We start from the raw sequence: 16875 nt of genomic DNA on the forward strand, positions 1-16875 counted from the left end.
ACCCGATATTTTATTGTTCGGGGCCAGCCTGAGCCAGGAGGTAAATTGCTTGGCCAAAACGCTGCGGTGTAACTGTTTCCTTCTCCGTATATCTCGTCATCCTTTTCTTGCCCTTGGAACCCGTAACGATAAGACCCAGAGGTGTATTCGCGCTCTGGCATTATCATCGCAAATGGGTAGTAACCATTCCTCTTACAATCTGCTGTGGAAGCTATTTTCATCTGATTTATTTCATGCGCTAATCAACCAAATTTAGTAAATGTCTGCATAAAAAGTTACTGTTTTTACTCCCCCAGGGAGAAGTCTTGTGCAACGTCTTTTTATATATCAAAGATGCAAATTTAGCCCGGGTAGACAAAATTAATGAACTGGCATTTCTTCCAGATTAGTTCATCGAAAGATTGTTCCTTTCGCAGTAAATGAGGTACTTTGCATGATTAGCACAAAAAATCATGGGAAAGTATTTAGCTATAGCATGTTGCCTTGCAGCTTTGGTGCAGTGCAGCTATAAAACCACAACGGAGCACTATCTCTCAGAGATCACTTCGGGGATTTCTGTAAGACAAGGTGATACGCTTATAAAGGTAGACCTGAACAGATTAGAGCGAAAGATAAAGGTACAAAGTGATTTGACCTACTATTGGTTTCAGCCCTTTGCAGTACATCATACCGTGGGCGGATACAGTGGCAATTTGCTCAATGGCACATTTGCTTCGTTTTATCCCAGTGGCGCCCTCCTGGAAAAAGGTGAATTCGATGCGGGTCTCAAGGAGGCCACCATTACAGGTTTTTTTGAGAATATTAGTATTCAAATTGATTATTCATTAAAATTCTAGTTTTTATTTAAAAAGTAACACTTTGCAATACACACAAATTATTACAGGTTTTGCTTTTTAACATGCAATATTAATGAGACTTCCTGTAATATTTAAATGGAGATTTAAATGCAATCAGTACTTTGTAGCCTTTTCCCAAAACAATTTTGATCTCCATGAATTGCGGCCAATGGAGAGGGCTTTGTAGGTCCGATTTATTATCGGACAATTCCGCGCCAGCGGAATACTACGGTTTCCGGTACCCCGGCCGCTGCTAACGCCTCTTCACCATGCGCTGTAGCCCGTATTCGGGCTTGTTCCAAAATAATTGGGACCTACATTAGCGGCTAATGGAAAGTGCCCTGGGCGCTTTACTTAATCCTCACCCCGGTTAATTAAATATGTATTGGCCTGGCTGGTGGCCATTATCAGCATGTCATCAATATTCACATGGGCAGGGCGCGTGAGGATGAACAGCACCGTCTCTGCTATATCTTCAGGCCGGAGCGGCTGAAATCCTTTGTATACCTGCTGTGCCGTTTCCCGGTCGCCTTTAAAACGTACCTCGGCAAATTCTGTATTTACATGACCGGGGCTCACCAGCGAGACTTTGATCCCATGCTGCAGCAGGTCAATGCGCATGCCTTTGCTGAGCGCGGCAACCGCATGTTTGCTGGCGCAGTATACGTTGCCTTTGGGATATACTTCCCTGCCGGCCACAGAACCTATGTTTACAATATGCCCGTGACCCTGGTTTATCATCGTTTGGCTGACCGGACGCGTAACGTTCAGGATGCCTTTCACATTCGTATCCATCATGGTGTCCCAGTCTTCCGGATCTCCGTCATGGATGCCAGCCAGCCCAAGCGCAAGCCCTGCATTGTTGATAAGGATATCCACCTGCTGCCATGCTGAATCCAACGAACCGATTGCGGCATGGGTGGCCTCCCGGTCGCGGACATCAAACCGTAGTGTTTTTGTTTTGATGGGATGCGTAAGCGTGAGCGCCTGCCCAAGTTCTTCCAGCCGGTCGCCCCTGCGACCGGTGATGATAAGATTGCAGCCTTCTGCGGCCAGAAATTCTGCACAAGCCTTTCCGATGCCTGAAGTAGCACCGGTGATGAGGGCGATCTTATTTTTCAGTTTCATTCGTAATTTGATTTTAGACAAACAAAAATGAGAATATATGGATAAATAAAGTTTTGGCGACACCGATGTAATAATAATGTCCCCTGAAAAATGGTATGTATTTCCGGCAGGTTAATTCGGGCAGGTAAATTTCGTAGCGGAGGACGATAGCTGTTTATTAGCGCCTTTAACTTTTTTATGAGTAATGTCCGGTACAGGAAGGTAATTTCGGCAAGTTTTTCTCTTAAGGCAGAGCCCACCGGCAAGCGTGTTGTCTCGGTGGCTCTTCTAAATCATTCACTATTAAATTTAATAAAAGATGAAATTGATATCATTCTTCTTAATGCTTGCCTGCCTCGCAACGCTGCCGGCTTTTGCCGTAGGGCCGGTAAAGGATAGTACGGAAAACCCATACAGCAATTGGTATAATAAAGATGCTGAAAATGATGATGTGCCGGGCGTAAGCGCCAACAGGGTATACAAGGAGTTGACGGCAAATAAACAATCCCGCACGGTGGTCGTGGCCATCCTGGATTCAGGTGTGGATACGGATCACGAAGACCTGAAAGGGAAAATATGGATAAATCGTGACGAAATTCCCGGCAACGGAAAGGATGACGATAACAATGGATATATTGATGATGTGCATGGCTGGAATTTTTTGGGAAATGAAAGCGGGGAGAATGTGGAACATGCCACCCTGGAAATGACCCGCCTCTATAAAAAGTATAGCGGGCAGTTTGGTGACCGAAAAGGTGGCCAAATAAAGAAAGATGAGAAAAAGGATTACAAACTTTATCAGGAGATTAAGAAGGATTACCTGGAAAAACGGGCATCAGCCGAAATGATGATAGAAAGCCTGAAGGATTTTCACAGGGTCTTTGGAATGGCTGACAGCGTTGTGATAGAATATCTGGGCAAGGAAAATTATACAGAGAAAGATCTGAAAAGCATTGAAACCGAAGACGTACGAACCATGAAGCTGGCGGAATTCCTGATCTCCCTTGCTGAACAGGGTTTCTCACGGGAGGAATACATGGGACTGCGCAATCATTATGTCTCTCAACTCAACTACCACCTGAACCCCGACTTTGACTCACGTCCGGTGATTGGAGATGATCCTGAGGACATGAGCGAACGGTATTACGGAAATAATGACGTGCAGGGCCCGGATCCTTCGCATGGGACGCATGTGGCCGGCATTGTGGCGGCTGTGCGCGATAACGGCATAGGCATGGACGGCATAGCAGAGGATGTAGAAATTATGGCCGTGAGGGTGGTGCCGGATGGTGATGAATATGATAAAGATGTAGCCAACGGGATTCGATACGCTGTTGACAATGGCGCCAATATCATCAATATGAGCTTTGGCAAAAAGTACTCGGCCAATGTGGGTGTGGTGGCCGAGGCCATTCAATATGCTGCTTCAAAGGGTGTATTGATGATCCATGCCGCAGGAAATGATGCTGAGAATAATGACAAAGTGATACACTATCCCACCGTGAGAGAAGGAATGGATGAAGAGCCTGAAGCTTGGCTGGTTACCGGTGCCTCCTCCATGGAAACGGGGTTGCGCTTGCCCGGCATCTTTTCCAACTATGGACGCAGAACTGTGGATCTTTTTGCGCCCGGAGTGGATATTTATTCGCTGAAGCCCGGAGATAAATATGCCGTCAACAGCGGCACCAGCATGGCGGCTCCCGCAACGGCTGGAGTGGCAGCACTGGTCATGTCATACTATCCTGACCTCACTGCCGTGCAGGTGAAGCAACTTTTGGTGGAATCTGCCCAGGATCATGGAAAGATGAAAGTTTATCGCCCGGGCCACGGTAAAACGAAGAAAACCAAATTCAAGAAACTCTCAGAAACCGGAGGAGTGGTAAATGCGTATGCTGCAATGAAGCTTGCGGAGGAAATGGCCACGAAATAATCTCATCGGGCAAAGTTGAGTTCCTGGATTGAAGTTAAAGGAAAACCGCTGCGGCTCTTGCTGCAAGCGGTTTTTCGTTTTAAAAATCCATAGTTATCGCGAATTCGTTCGTGGAATTCTATGGTTCCTCCGTTACTGCTTTTTCCAGGTATTTGTAAAGTTCCACCATTTCAGGTGGAGCCTCTTTTCGGTGGTCTCCCCATGATACGCGATGGGGGCCGGCATCGCTCCGCGTTTCAATAAACCAATAGAGATTACCGGGATGGTTAAACGTTACCTCTAAAAATTCCAGCGCGTCTATTTTTTCGGCTATTTCATTGAGTTGTTTACGGTCAAGCGTTTTCACTTCCCGGTATGAAGGCTCCTGTTTCAGCGTTTCCCTGAATACCACTTTGCCTGAAGTATCAATTAAATATTCTTCTACGCCACCCGTTACGCCACCACCCCGGCCAAAGGTGAGGCTGGTGGTTTGGCCGGGAAACAGGAAAGCTTTTCTCTGGGTGCCGCAGGCTACGAAAGTGAGCAGGAGCGGCAGTATTATCATCCATTTCATGCCGCGAATATAAGCCCTTGCCGGGAGCCGGTCCTGCGCAGTGACTCAGATCCGCAGATTATGATCGCCTGTCTCTCTCTTGCGGCTCCAGGCTTTCTTCACGATTTTGCCGGTTTTGATTCTTCTCGATAAAATGCCCAAGAATATAAAACAGCACTAGTGCAATCCCCGCACCCAGCACCATGGAACTGATGATAAACATTTCCGGATCGGGTCCATCGAATTGCTTGCCCACCATCACGCCTGCACCGATGCCGATCAGGAGCATTCCCCATTTGAGGGAAGAAATTAACGAAGCTGGCGGCCTGCGAAAGAGATGCTGAAGGTTGGTGACATCTGCTTGTTGTTCTACCACTATTCGTTTCAGCCGGTTATCGCTAATGGTTCTTACAATGAGGTAAACAAAAAAGAAAAATGCGATAGGGATCATTACTGCGAGTTCATCTACCATAACTTGTTGTTTTATTTGTTTCTGCAACTGACGAGGGTGTGATTCGCAATGTTGCAGTTTAGCGGAAAATTTTTTCTCTCATTTCCTGCAACATTCCTCACAACAAGCCAGTCAATTAGATTCAATGATGGAAGACTGTAAACTTGCCAGGCTTGTACGATCGGGCGACCGGGATGCTTTCAGGTTGCTGATCAACAGGAACCAGCGCCTGGTAAACCATATAGTTTATAAGGCTGTAGGAGATGCTTTTGAGCGGGAGGAGATCTGCCAGGACGTTTTCCTGAAGGTTTACCGAAATATTGGCAAATTCAAGGGAGACGCTAAGCTTTCAACCTGGATTGGCCGGATCGCCTACCATCAGGCCCTCGACTACCGGAAGCGGAAAAAGCTGAATACGGTTAGCCTGCAAAAGGATGAGGAAGATAACTTCAACTACGAACCGGCCGCAACGGAATCAGCGGATGAGATAAGCCATAAGCAGGATTTTAACGCCATGCTGGAAAGTCAGCTTTTAAAGCTTGCTCCTCATTACCGTACGGTGCTTACCTTATACCATCTTGATGAAATGAGTTATCAGGAAATCGGAGACATCATGAAAATGCCGGAAGGAACCGTAAAAAGCTATCTCTTCCGGGCGCGAAAAATGCTGCGTGAAAATATTACGGCCAGTTTTTCTAAAGAAGACATTGGAATATGAAACATATATCAGAAGAACAACTACAAATGGCGGCTGATGGTGTGACCCTATTCAGCGGAGCGGAGCAGCAGCATTTGCAAGAATGCAGACGTTGCCACGAATCTTATGCATTTTACCAAAAGCTGGCGACAAGCCTGGCGGCTGAAGAAATTCCTGAATTGTCCGCATCATTTGAGGAAAGCGTGATGGAGAGATTGCCTGAACCCGCTACGGCTTATTTCCGGGAATGGGCCAACTACACCTTGCTGGGAATAGCAACGTTAACAGGGGTTGCCCTGACGGTTTTCTTTGCCGGCAGCTATTTGGTGGCTGGCGCTTCAGCATTGTTCATTGTGCTGCAACCCCTGGCGGGTACGATGCCGGTATTGATCGCGCTTGGGGTTATTCTCCTTGTGGTGGCTTTGCTGGAGCAATCCGGCCACAAACTCATGCATGAAGGATCTTTAAAATTCAGAATTTAGAAAGAAAATCCCAGGCTCTAGCCAGGAATGTAAAAGCGGCCAATGGAAAGCGTCAGCAAGGATTTTTTAACAATCTAAAGGAGCGTGAAAATTTTTTTGACTGATTTTATAAAAAGGATGCAACCCTTTTTGAACCCCCATCATCTACGGAGTAGCCTTTTTTTCTATCAGTTTATTTTATACCTTTTTTGCCCTGGTGAATTTAATATTTACCAGGGCTTTTTTATGCCCGCTTATTCCTGCACTACCACTGTATGAACAGAGATCTCTCCATTCCCCATTAACTTCAGATGGTAGATTCCTGCGGGAATTCCGGCAAGGCTCAGTTGCATCGTAAATGCCTCTCCCCGTGGCCGGAGCTTTTCGTGTGCCACCACCACTCTTCCAGTTATATCCACGAGTTCAATGGAGATTGCAGAATGGGAGCGGGCGGGGATATCCAGGTTCAGCATATCATCTGCCGGGTTAGGATAAATGCGGATCACAGCGGGCCTCTCCGATTCCGGTATCCCGGTTTCCACCTGCACATTCAATGATTGCTTTTCACTGGTGCAGCCATTGCTGTCGGTTTCGATGACCTCCACTTTCCCTGAAGATGTCTGGTCCCAGCGTATCCCGGCCGTATTAGTGCTCCCACCGGAAATCTGCTGGCCACCAGTTACAGTCCATGTGTAACTTGTTTTCGGGTGATTTGCAACGGTGTAAGTGGCGGTTTGCCCCGCCTGGGCTTTCGGAGGTCCTGATATTGAAGAAGTAACCGGCAGGGGATCAACGGTGATCAAAACGGAGTCAAAATCCAATCCGCATGCGTTGCCGGCTATGAGCGTATAGAGGGTAGTTTGCTCCGGGAAAGCCCGTGGGTTATAGCGATACCTGTCGTCAAGGCCTGTTGCGGGACTCCAATAATAGTTTTGGCCTCCACCGGCAAGCAACGTTACCGTATCTCCTTTGCAAATAGTTTTATCCGGTGAGGTTACGGCATCCGGAAAACTGGTCAGCGATAACATTTGCGGAGAGGTTGGGCCAATTCTTTCAGGAATGCCGGAAATTACACGGACCAGATAGGGCATTGAAGTGTTCCAGTTGATGTCTTCAGGAATCACCACTTTTACCAGCGTATCACTGTTTGCCTCCACAGTTTGGAGGGTTAGCGGATTCCTGAAATCATTTGCAAGAGTAGACAATTGAATTACGTAGATATTGTCCGCGTGCGATCCGGAGGTATCTGATATCCCGATTTCCAGAATATCGCCTGAACACAGACTACTGTCGCTGATATAGCTGATTTGAGGATAACGGGCATGATCTGCGAAATGCGCGGTGTAGCTGGCTCTTATTGGCTCCCTGCCGCTGCTGTCAGCCAATATGTTAAGAAGCAAAGCCGGAGTACCGTTTCGCAGCCAGTCGAAATTAACGGTATGTTCCACCTGCCGATCTACAAAAAGGACGACCGGGCCGAATTGGGCGAAAGCACTGTCAATCGTATGGGTCTCGGTTTTTACGAGTAATACGTTTTGAAAAAGCGCTTCAGGAGTAAGCAGGTTGCCGAAGCCAATTCCTGTAAAAACCTTCTCTACCGAACGAATTACCTGAACCGGAATACCTATGGTGGTTTCGATTTCAGCCCCGGAAAGACGTTTCACCGTATCGCCAAGCGTAAAAGAGGCCGGATAGTAAAGCTCATGGGGATTGCTTTCAATGGGCCCTGTAAAGAGGCTGTTGAGGCTGTATAAACCCACGGCATGCAAGCCCTGAGAATCAGTGCGGAAAAAGAGATGAACGCTGTCCATTTCAAGATGCACAGCTACCGTGGCATCAGGAAAATAGTTTCCATAGGGGTTGGCCGAAGGAGTAGTAAACGCCCAATTGGAATTTGCCTGATTTTTTAGTTCGGAAGCAAAATCCCAGAATTGAGGCTCCAGTATCACTGAATCTTTCGGGAGCAGATCTGTGAAAAGATCAATGTTGAAATGAAAAGTATCCCCCGCAGCCGGAAGATAGGATTGATCCAGGGTTATTTGAGAAAAAGTGAATACCGGTATTATTAGAAATAACTGAAGGGCCAGGGTAGATTTATTCACGTCTATGATGCGTTTTGGGAATGGAAGAATGGCAGTATAACGTAAGCCGGTTAAAAATTATTCACTAAGATTGCGTTTATTCAGGGTTAACAGCGTAGCTCGCGAATACGGTTCAATTTAATCTTTTAAAAGGACTATCTGAACTGAAAGGCTTTTTATGCCTTTAATCACTTGTTAAGGAATAATTATAAAAAAGAAATGAAGGATCAGTTCAAAGCATTTTCAATCGGAGTTCAAATGCCGGGTGAAAAAGGAGATTTTTCCAGGGATAAAGTGGCTGACTTCCTGTTTCAGCATCTGGATCAGTTTGGCGACAGGAGGGAGGACATTATGAAATGTCTCGATTACGCATTGAGCAAGGATGCAGGACGTGGAGGAATGGTAATCACAGGATCAGAAAATGGCGAGATTAAAGGAGTGGTGGTAATAAATAAAACCGGAATGTCAGGTTACATACCGGAAAATATCCTGGTGTATATTGCCGTCCATGGCGATACGCGCGGTAAGGGGCTTGGCAAGAAGCTGATGCAGGTAGCCATAGACAATATCGAGGGCAGCGTAGCCCTGCATGTGGAACCGGAGAATCCAGCCAAATTTCTCTATGAAAAATTAGGCTTTACAAATAAGTACCTGGAAATGCGCTACATGAAACCCTGATTGTCTCATCAACAAAAAGCTTCAAATTTTATTTATTTTTACACTTACAGCCGCTGTTTAACCAGAGGCACTCTTTTATGGCATTCTTAACACTTTACCGGGACAGGCTCAGGCACAACTATGATTTTCTGGACAAATTATTCAGTGAAAACCAGGTTGCCTGGGGCGTTGTTACCAAAATGCTCTGCGGCAACCGTGCTTACATTCAGGAGGTACTGGACCTGGGGCCAAAGGAAATCAGCGACTCCCGTATCAGCAATCTTCAGGTGATAAAGAAGCTAAAGCCGGAAGTGCAAACCGTTTACATTAAGCCGCCACCCATCAGAAGCATTCAGCGACTGGTGAAGTATGCTGACGTCAGTTTCAACACAGAATTCTCTACGATCAAGGCGCTCAGTGAAGAGGCTCAGCGCCAGAAGAAAATCCACAAGGTTATCATCATGATTGAAATGGGCGACTTGCGCGAAGGCGTGATGGGCGACAATCTGGTCAACTTCTACAACCGGGTGTTTGAATTACCAGGTATTGAAGTGATTGGGATCGGCACCAACCTCAACTGCCTTCATGGTATTATGCCATCACAGGATAAGCTCATCCAACTCAGTCTTTACAAGCAGATTATTGACCTGAAGTTCAATACCAAAATTCCATGGATTACGGGTGGATCATCGGTTACGATTCCACTTCTGCTCAGGAATCAGTTGCCTAAAGGAGTCAATCATTTCCGTATTGGCGAGACGCTCTACTTTGGCCTTGATCTCTTTACAAGCGAGGTAATAGACGGGATGAAACCTGACGTATTTGAACTATGTGTCGAGATCATTGAATTAATTGAAAAACCAATGCTGCCCTCCGGAGAACTCGGTTATAATCCCCAAGGCGAACAGTTGGAATTTGATGATACACTTTATGGTAAAACATCGCACAGAGCCATTGTTGATATTGGCGTATTGGATGTAGATCCAAAATATCTGGTTCCTAAAAATGATGACTTCGAGATCGTGGGGGCCAGTTCTGATATGCTGGTTGTGGATTTGGGCCAGAATGAATCGCGATTTAAAGTGGGCGATCTTCTCAAATTCGATCTGAAATATATGGGAGCGCTTGCCTTGCTCAACAGCAACTACATAGAAAAAAGGATAAGCTGAATTCATCGCTTTTTCCCAGGCTTTTCCGCCAAATTTGCAATTCCGTAAATTATACAGCCAATTCATTTCAACACCGCTTTTCAATGAAAAAGGATCCGGAATTAAGTGCCAGGGAAGTTGCTGACCGCTTGCAGCAATTCGGTCTTTTTAAAGACATCCCCGAAAGCCAGCTTTTATGGCTTGCGAAGCATGGTGATCTGAAACGGTATAACGGAGGCGATTATATCTTTAAAAGAGGAGATGAAATCCGGTTCATGCATCTTGTGCTGGAAGGCAAGATTATCATGCGCACAGAGCAAAACCAGCAATTCCGTGATGTGGGAGAAATAAAAGCTGGCCAGGTCACGGGACTTTTGCCGTATTCGCGGGCGAAGCTTGCGCAAGGTTATGGAATGGCCGCTAACGGTACACTGATCCTGCAGGTTTCGCGAGAGCATATAAAGGAGATGATCAATGCCTGCCATGAAATAACCGAAGTTCTAGTACATACGATGACCTCGCGCGTCAGGGATTTTACCTGGCAGGCCATGCAGAATGAAAAACTGGCGGCCCTCGGCAAAATATCCGCAGGGTTGGCACACGAGCTCAATAATCCGGCTTCGGCAATACTGCGCACCAGCGAGGAATTAAAAAAGCATGTGAAAAGTGTTCCTGCCAAGTTTAAGAACATCATTTCTGTGCAACTAACTCCTGAGCAGATTGGAGAGGTAAACCGGTTGTATAGCGAGAAACTACATGCGTACGGCACTGAAAAGCTGACCATGATGGAGCGCACAGATCGGGAGGACGAACTGCTTGAGTGGTTTGAGGATAATAATATTAATGAGGTTGATGATCTTTCTGTCGTATATGCGGCCAGTGGATTTACAACTGATGATCTTGAAGACATTAGCAAAACGGTAGGACCAGAATACCGGCAGCCCGTACTGGAATGGCTGCACAATTTGTTGGTGACACAAAAACTTGTGCAGGAAATCCATGACGCCTCTTCCCGGATCTCTGCATTGGTGAATTCGGTGAAGGAATACAGCCACATGGATCAGAGCCAGGACCGGCAGGACCTGAATATCCGAACGGGGATCGAAACTACCCTTACGATGCTGAATCATAAGCTCCGCAAAAAGAATATAAAAGTTCAGGTGGATATAGATCCCGCGTTGCCGGAAATATGTGGCTATGTAAGCGAATTGAACCAGGTCTGGACTAATCTTATAGATAACGCTGCGGATGCAATGAATGAGGGCGGAGCATTAAGCATACGGGCCGATGTTAAAGATGGTAAGGCTACTATCTCTTTTGCGGATAATGGGGTCGGAATTCCGGAGAACCTTCAGGAGCAAATATTTGATCCGTTTTTTACCACCAAAAAAATGGGAGAAGGAACCGGTCTGGGACTGGACATTGTGCGGAAGATTATCCAGCACCATGAAGGGGAGATTGAAGTACATTCCAAACCTGGAAATACTGAGTTTAGAATAATGCTTCCTGTGCAATAAATCTTTTGTATTCCGGAGCAAAAGCTTTTATTAATTTTATGTTGGAATTTGATCATATAAAAAATGAAAAAGCCAATCATATTTACGATTGATGATGACGAGGAGGTACTGCGGGCGATTACCCGCGATCTGAGAACAAAATACCGTCAGCATTATCGTGTACTCTCTACCAGCAATCCGCAGGAAGCGCTCGATTCACTTCCTGAACTGAAGAAGAAAACCGAATCTGTAGCGCTCTTTCTGGTGGACCAGCGAATGCCGGAAATGCTGGGCGTGGATTTTATTGTGCAGGCCAGGGAATTTTATCCCGAAGCCAAACGGGTATTGCTGACGGCATACTCTGATACGGAAGCCGCTATAAGGGCCATCAATGATGTGAGGCTGGATTATTACCTTATGAAACCGTGGGATCCGCCAGAACAAAAGCTTTATCCTGTGCTGGATGATCTTCTGGAAGACTGGCGCATGAACTTTCGCCCGCCCTACCAGGGGCTGAAAGTGCTGGGCTATCAATATTCTCCGGCATCTCATGCCATAAAGGATTTCCTGTCAGGCAATCTTTTTCCGTATAAATGGCTTGATGCCGAAGCCGGTGAAGAAGCCAGCGAAATGATGAACATGTACGAACTACAACCCAAAGACCTCCCGGCCATTATTTTTGAGGATGGCAAAGGCAGCTTGTGTAACCCGGCTTTGGAAGTACTTGCAGAAAGGTTGGGGCTTAGTGGAAAGCCGCAGCAGGAAGTGTATGATGTAGTGATCATTGGTGCCGGTCCTTCAGGATTGGCAGCGGCTGTGTATGGTGGATCGGAAGGGCTGAAAACACTACTCGTAGAGAAATATGCTCCGGGAGGCCAGGCTGGCACCAGTTCCCGCATTGAGAATTATCTTGGATTTCCCAGCGGGCTGAGTGGGGCGGATCTTACGCGAAGAGCCTTGAGCCAAGCCAGGCGGTTTGGTACGGAGTTCCTGGCGCCCCGTCAGGTGGTCAGCATCAGGAGCGAAAGGAACTATAAGATCATAGGCATGAAGGATGGGAGCACAATTAACAGCCGGAGTGTGATTATCAGCACGGGAGTGGAATATATCCGGCTGGAGGCGAAGGGCATTGAGCAATTTACCGGAGCGGGAGTTTACTATGGCGCAGCGATGACGGAGGCAAACTCCTGCAGAGACAAGGATGTCTATATAATTGGTGGAGGAAATTCAGCCGGCCAGGCCGCCATGCACATAGCCAATTATGCCAGTCAGGTTTTTATCATTATCAGGGGCGAGAACCTTTCTGCAAGCATGAGCCAATACCTGATTGATCAGATCGATAATACACAAAACGTGAGCATTATCAATAGAACTCAGGTAGAGGAGGCCATCGGAAATGGCAGGCTCGAAAAATTGCGGTTGAAGAATTTAGATACCGGAAAAACACATGAAGCAGGATTGGGCGCGCTCTTCGTATTTATTGGCGCGAAGCCGTATACTGAATGGATATCCCTGGAATTGTATAAAGATGATAAAGGATTTATTGAAACCGGTCGTGATCTTATGAGGCGCGAAGGCTTTAAAAAGATCTGGAAACTGAATCGTGAGCCATTTTTTCTGGAGACCTGCTCTCCGGGCATTTTTGCATCAGGCGATGTTCGTTCTGGCGCCATGAACCGGGTGGCATCTGCGGTAGGTGAAGGCGCGATGGCCATCAAATTTGTGCATCAATACCTGGCTGAAAACTAAGGAGCTAACAGAGGTTTAGAGGCTATCCAAATATAAATGAATTTCACTTAAAGCCAGAAGTGATAAATATGGCTACTCCGGTCTAATTCAAATCCCAGCTTCCGATAAAATATGGTAGCCTTATTCTCTTCCTGGGTAGCTACTTCCACTTGCTCAAGCCCGTTTTTTAAAAACCATTTATCCGCTTCGTGAAGAAGATGAAGCCCGATACCTTCACCCCGCATGGCAGCAGCAACGGCAATCAATCCTATAGCACCCCGGCCATTCTTTTCCTTCAGCGTTACCATGCCCATTATATCCTCATTTTCCTGATATACGAGTACGGTTTTGGCGAATTTCCGCAGGGTAGAATTCCGCATCCATAAATGATAAAGTTCTCTGAATTTCTTCCCTGGGATATTAGGATCTGTTTTGAACCGGGAATAGCGACCGCTGCTAACGGCCAGGTCCAGAAGGTTTTGGTCAGGTTCGCTTTCAGGATACTCTGAGATTCCGATGTGGCTCCGAATATTTTCCGTAAGGTTTTTATCGAGCCTTTTAACGAAGGTTACTCTCCGGTCTGCCAGGAAACCATTATACGCTTTGAGTATCTCGTCCGGCAATTCTGTATCAGGATCTTTAGCCCAATATACGAGTTTCACTTCCTGGTCTTTGAGCTTTTGGAGCACTGCTTTAATATGTTCAGCCTCAAGCTTTTTATTGGAGATACTGGCGACTTTAAACCCAAAGAAGCTGGAGTCCCAATTGAGTATTTGATATTCTTGCATTCCCTTCACAACTTCAATACAGGAGTAGCCGGCAGAAACGGCCTTTTGCCTGCAACAGAATGACTACTTAAAAATTAACGATACCCGTGAAACAGGGGGGATGGAGAGGATTTCCGGTCAGCAGTTAATTACACGATATTGTATGGCTTGTTTCAGGAGTGGCAAGCGCTGCCGAAACAATAATAGGCTCCTCTTCTATACCTTTGCCGAATTTTGGACAATTGCAGTCCTTATTTAACTTCAGGCTTTTGCAGCCAGATAGCGCGAAGGCTGATGAAAGTGCGATAAGAATTACTATTTTTTTCAAAACCATTTTTTTGATTATTGAGGGCAAAAACCCTGCACTACCTAAATTAGTTCAAACCGATCTATAATGAATCTTTTTTTTGTGTTTTTTAAAGGAATGGCAATGGGAGCCGCAAACGTCATTCCCGGTGTTTCAGGCGGAACGATTGCGTTTATTACAGGCATTTACGAGCGCCTGATCAATGCCATCAAGTCATTCGACCTTGAAGCTGCGAAGTTACTCCTGGCGGGTAAATTCAAAGCTTTTGTTATACATGTTGATCTCTATTTTCTGATTGCACTTTTTGCCGGTATCGGACTTAGCATCGTAAGTCTTGCCAAATTACTTGAGTTTCTGCTACTTAATTTCGAGGTGCTGACCATGGCATTTTTCTTTGGCCTCATCATCTCTTCCGTGTTGCTGGTAGGTAAGCAGGTAGAGCGTTGGGGCGTTATCACCGTGCTGATGTTCATTATCGGTACTGCTGTGGCTGCCGGCATTGCCTTTCTTAATCCCGCTACTGCTGACGACAGTTTTTTCTACCTCTTCCTCTGTGGAGTCGTGGCCATTTGCAGCATGATCCTGCCGGGCTTGTCAGGTTCGTTTGTGTTGTTGATTATGGGCAATTACCTGCTGGTGCTCGGGGCTATTGGCCGTTTTGATATGGACATACTCATTCCTCTCGGTATTGGATGCGTTATTGGCCTGGTGGCTTTTTCCTATCTGTTGGCTTTTATTTTTAAGCACTTTAAAGATGCCACCATCGCTATTCTCACTGGGTTCGTATTCGGTTCTCTTGTTATCATCTGGCCGTGGAAAGAAACGGAATACATGAAGGACGAGGGAGGCACTTTCGTAACCAAAGAAAACGGTGACTTGATAGAAGCGGGGTTTTTGTGGCATTTGCCGGGTATGAATATGGAGTTTCTTCTTGCTGTGCTGCTGATCGCAGCCGGAGCCCTGGCGGTTTATTTTATTGAAAAATCAGGGGAGAAAAGGGTACCCGAGGCAAAATGAAAAAGCTCGGCCTCATTGGGTTTCCACTTTCGCATTCGCATTCAAAGCAATATTGGGAGCAGAAATTTAGCAGTGAAGGCATTAGCGGCTACGGCTATTCACTTTATCCGCTTGCGTCAATAGAGGAGTTTCCGATGCTTTTGAAGCGCGAGCCTGAACTCGCAGGACTGAATGTCACCATTCCGTATAAAGAATCCATTCTTGCTTATCTGAATGAACTGGATAGCGAGGCCGAAGCTGTACGAGCCGTGAATACCATAAGCTTGCAACAGAAGGGAGGCAAATTATGGTGCAAAGGTTTTAATACGGATCTGTATGGTTTCAGGCAAAGTTTCGAAAAGAAATTCGACCCTGCCATTCACAAAAAAGCCCTGGTCCTGGGAAGTGGTGGTGCAAGTAAAGCCGTGCGCTACGTTTTGGACCGGCTTGATATTCCGTTTGCAGTTGTTTCAAGATATGCAGGAAAGGGAGACTTTTCCTATGATGATATAGATGAAGAAACAATGAGGGGTCACCAGGTGATCATCAATGCCACGCCAGTCGGAATGTATCCCAATGAGCAGTCGCTGCCACCGCTTCCCTACCAATTTCTGACACCGGACCATTACCTGTTTGATTTGGTCTATAATCCGGCAGAAACGGCATTTTTAGCAAAAGGAAAGGAGCATGGCACCACGGTGCAGAATGGCCTTGGGATGCTGCACCTCCAGGCGGACAGGGCCTGGGAGATTTGGAACCTCCAGTCGCGGTCAGACGGTTCTAAACCGTCAAGCCGCTAAAGCCAGGATTCGCGTCTTTTCTTCAGGATAATACACTAAAGAAATCCTCTGAATTTAAAGGACAAATCCAAATGCTATCCATGCCATTTCTCTTCTGTATTGTATCGCGCTACCACCGATGTTCCAGAGGAGTTCACCCCTATACCCACTCGTACTGAAACTTCGGTATCCCACCATAATCACCACCGGGCGTTTATTCAAATCAAACTCAACCCCGGTTGAAGCGGATACGAATCCCTTTCTTTTCTCCGATTCACTTGAAGTACTTGGGTATGAATCAAAGTAGTACGGTCTAAGAACCTGTACTCCTGATATTTTATAATCATAGGAGAAAAGTATTCCCGCATGAGCGGCCATTATAAGTTGTAAGGAGGGAGAAAGTGGATAGCAATAAACCAAACCTACCGGAGAAACGGAAAATGTGGTAGCATTAGAACTGAATGAGTTTTCAAATTTATACGCTGTCTGTCCAGATGGTTTGTTATTGACAAATGAACCTTCCAGCCTGAAAGTACCCATTTCTGCCAGCACAGAATAGGAAAGACCTTTCCAAATACGGAAATCCGTTTGGAACCCGCCCGTGGTGCCAAGATTAACCGGATTACTAAAAGAATTTCCATCAAGCAAAGGTTTTGATTCTTTTATAACCTGGATCCGGTTTATTGAAGGACCGGCATAAAATGTCATTATGATTTTTCTTTCCTCGTTTTGAGAAAGAAGCAACAGAGGAATAGCTATTAAGACAAGGGGCAAAAACTTTTTCATTTCGATTACCGAATTTGATTATGGCTTATCAAAGATAAAAATATCAATAACCGCTTTTCGAACTATCAGTCAATTGGCATAGGCGCGGTCAGACGGGTCCAAGCCGTCAGGCCGCT

Annotated in this window: 16 protein-coding genes; 10 read left to right on the top strand and 6 right to left on the bottom strand. The window is 46.1% G+C overall.

The window, feature by feature from the left end; translation table 11 throughout:
• The first annotated feature begins 452 nt into the window (after window positions 1-452).
• Window positions 453-836, top strand: a complete 384-nt coding sequence (locus WD077_06585) for a hypothetical protein (protein ID MEX0966886.1) — start codon at window positions 453-455, stop codon at window positions 834-836.
• 354 nt (window positions 837-1190) lie between these two features.
• On the opposite strand, the gene WD077_06590 is transcribed toward WD077_06585, so the two are convergent.
• Window positions 1191-1964, bottom strand: coding sequence for an SDR family NAD(P)-dependent oxidoreductase (locus tag WD077_06590; GenBank protein MEX0966887.1), 774 nt, complete (start codon window positions 1962-1964; stop codon window positions 1191-1193).
• Window positions 1965-2262: 298 nt separating this feature from the next.
• On the opposite strand from WD077_06590, the gene WD077_06595 reads away from it, so the two are divergent.
• Entirely contained in the window at window positions 2263-3873 is a 1611-nt protein-coding gene (locus WD077_06595) for a S8 family peptidase (GenBank protein ID MEX0966888.1), read from the top strand.
• A 118-nt stretch (window positions 3874-3991) separates the two neighbouring features.
• On the opposite strand, the gene WD077_06600 is transcribed toward WD077_06595, so the two are convergent.
• Window positions 3992-4426 (bottom strand): hypothetical protein, encoded by a 435-nt coding sequence (locus tag WD077_06600; protein ID MEX0966889.1) that lies wholly within the window; start codon window positions 4424-4426, stop codon window positions 3992-3994.
• Between the two features lie 58 nt (window positions 4427-4484).
• Window positions 4485-4877: a DUF6249 domain-containing protein gene (locus WD077_06605; protein MEX0966890.1), complete on the bottom strand. Its 393-nt coding sequence runs from the start codon at window positions 4875-4877 to the stop codon at window positions 4485-4487.
• A 124-nt stretch (window positions 4878-5001) separates the two neighbouring features.
• Between WD077_06605 and WD077_06610 the strand changes: the two genes are divergently transcribed.
• Entirely contained in the window at window positions 5002-5574 is a 573-nt protein-coding gene (locus WD077_06610; GenBank protein ID MEX0966891.1) for an RNA polymerase sigma factor, read from the top strand.
• Complete coding sequence (locus WD077_06615; protein ID MEX0966892.1) at window positions 5571-6035, top strand: hypothetical protein; 465 nt, start codon at window positions 5571-5573, stop codon at window positions 6033-6035. The genes WD077_06610 and WD077_06615 overlap by 4 nt, the downstream gene beginning before the upstream one ends.
• Before the next feature lie 233 nt (window positions 6036-6268).
• Here WD077_06615 and WD077_06620 read toward each other — a convergent pair whose 3' ends face one another.
• On the bottom strand, window positions 6269-8116 hold the full coding sequence (locus WD077_06620; GenBank protein MEX0966893.1) for a T9SS type A sorting domain-containing protein: 1848 nt from the start codon (window positions 8114-8116) through the stop codon (window positions 6269-6271).
• Between the two features lie 237 nt (window positions 8117-8353).
• Here WD077_06620 and WD077_06625 point away from each other — a divergent pair, with 237 nt between their 5' ends.
• The 4 genes from WD077_06625 (at window position 8354) to WD077_06640 (ending at window position 13145) form a co-directional block, all read left to right on the top strand.
• A complete protein-coding gene (locus WD077_06625) occupies window positions 8354-8773 on the top strand; it encodes a GNAT family N-acetyltransferase (GenBank protein MEX0966894.1) in 420 nt (139 codons plus the stop codon).
• Window positions 8774-8850: 77 nt separating this feature from the next.
• The gene (locus tag WD077_06630) at window positions 8851-9921 is read left to right on the top strand and encodes an alanine/ornithine racemase family PLP-dependent enzyme (GenBank protein ID MEX0966895.1); all 1071 of its coding nucleotides are present in this window, start codon (window positions 8851-8853) and stop codon (window positions 9919-9921) included.
• An 83-nt stretch (window positions 9922-10004) separates the two neighbouring features.
• A complete protein-coding gene (locus WD077_06635) occupies window positions 10005-11417 on the top strand; it encodes an ATP-binding protein (protein MEX0966896.1) in 1413 nt (470 codons plus the stop codon).
• A 63-nt stretch (window positions 11418-11480) separates the two neighbouring features.
• Complete coding sequence (locus WD077_06640; GenBank protein ID MEX0966897.1) at window positions 11481-13145, top strand: FAD-dependent oxidoreductase; 1665 nt, start codon at window positions 11481-11483, stop codon at window positions 13143-13145.
• A 47-nt stretch (window positions 13146-13192) separates the two neighbouring features.
• Here WD077_06640 and WD077_06645 read toward each other — a convergent pair whose 3' ends face one another.
• Window positions 13193-13912: a GNAT family N-acetyltransferase gene (locus WD077_06645; GenBank protein MEX0966898.1), complete on the bottom strand. Its 720-nt coding sequence runs from the start codon at window positions 13910-13912 to the stop codon at window positions 13193-13195.
• A gap of 373 nt (window positions 13913-14285) precedes the next feature.
• On the opposite strand from WD077_06645, the gene WD077_06650 reads away from it, so the two are divergent.
• Window positions 14286-15215, top strand: coding sequence for a DUF368 domain-containing protein (locus tag WD077_06650; protein MEX0966899.1), 930 nt, complete (start codon window positions 14286-14288; stop codon window positions 15213-15215).
• Entirely contained in the window at window positions 15212-15994 is a 783-nt protein-coding gene (locus tag WD077_06655) for a shikimate dehydrogenase (protein ID MEX0966900.1), read from the top strand. The genes WD077_06650 and WD077_06655 overlap by 4 nt, the downstream gene beginning before the upstream one ends.
• 54 nt (window positions 15995-16048) lie before the next feature.
• Here WD077_06655 and WD077_06660 read toward each other — a convergent pair whose 3' ends face one another.
• Window positions 16049-16759 carry a hypothetical protein gene (locus tag WD077_06660; protein ID MEX0966901.1) on the bottom strand — a complete coding sequence of 237 codons (711 nt, stop codon included), beginning with the start codon at window positions 16757-16759 and terminating at the stop codon, window positions 16049-16051.
• Window positions 16760-16875 lie beyond the last annotated feature (116 nt).

The sequence above is a fragment of the Bacteroidia bacterium genome (genome assembly GCA_040880525.1).
Classification (GTDB): Bacteria; Bacteroidota; Bacteroidia; order CAILMK01; family JBBDIG01; genus JBBDIG01.